Source organism: Moorena sp. SIO2C4 (assembly GCF_010672485.1).
GTDB classification, from domain to species: domain Bacteria; phylum Cyanobacteriota; class Cyanobacteriia; order Cyanobacteriales; family Coleofasciculaceae; genus Moorena; species Moorena producens.
Map to the genome: position 1 here is coordinate 1 of NZ_JAAHGN010001585.1, position 1,033 is coordinate 1,033.

Annotated in this window: 2 protein-coding genes; both read right to left on the reverse strand. The window is 43.3% G+C overall.

Annotated elements, in window-relative coordinates; all coding sequences use genetic code 11:
* Nucleotides 1-489: chlorinating enzyme (locus F6K20_RS39695; RefSeq protein WP_287298609.1), on the reverse strand; the 489-nt coding region annotated here is incomplete at its 3' end.
* A 59-nt stretch (nucleotides 490-548) separates the two neighbouring features.
* Nucleotides 549-1,033: chlorinating enzyme (locus F6K20_RS39700; protein ID WP_287298610.1), on the reverse strand; the 485-nt coding region annotated here is incomplete at its 5' end.

Genomic DNA, 1,033 nt, shown 5'->3' on the forward strand with positions numbered 1-1,033 from the left:
TGTGTGAGTACCAGGCATGACTTTCATACAACCATTTTTTCGAGTGGCTTCACTGAAGGTTACCCAAGCAGTCAGTTCCCAAGGTCCATCGTGAGACTCAGTAGGAACCAGCTTCGACTCTCCCTCAAATTCTACGAAGCTTTCTGCTTGATGCCAGTCTGTACCTTCATCACCCGGATATTTGGGAAACCACTCTGTTCGCCAGCACAGTACATTTGGACCCAAAATACTACTAACACGATCAACAACTTTTGGGTGAGAGATGATATCATTGAGAGCCTTGATATCAAGATGGCGATCATAGTTCATTTTGTTGTTTGGGAAAGGAGCCGTTTCCTTGTCCAACAGATCCATCTTGATACCATACCATAACTCAAGCATCTCTTCTGGTGGGAAGAGAGTAAAAGGTCCAATATAGCCATTTTCCTGAAAGAATTGTTTTTCTTCCACAGAAAGATAGTATCTGGGTTCAGCAGTGATAGTTTTCATTCTTATCTCCCTTGTTTCTCTTGAAGTGGTCAAATACTTCTGCAACAAATCTACTCAGGTTACTGTCCCAAAGGTCGTCTAATTTTGTTGTGTTTGTAAGTATCTTCCCCTGCTACCAGAACAGTTGCATACCGTTCTAAAGGAAATACTTCTCCAAAGTGCTGAAAAGATTCCCAATCTGGATATACTCTCACGTCTGTGGGAACGAAGCGTGTTGACCAGCCGTAACGTATCGATGAGCCAGAGGTATTTGGTTCTGAGCCATGCATACATCTAGACGTAAACAGAATAAATTGACCCGGTTCCATTTCCAGGTGTACCGCTTGGGATTCATCAGGCTCCCAGTTAGGATCTAGTTTCAGTTTATAGTAGTCATAGCCATAGACCCCAGTCTTTTTACCCCCAGTGAGTTTTTGGTTGATCTTGTCTGGCTCAAACTCAATGTTACGATGCTCGTCAAAGTACCAGGTATTGTGAGTACCGTGCATTACTTTCATACAGCCATTTTCTCGGGTGGCTTCACTAAATGCAACCCAAGCAGTCA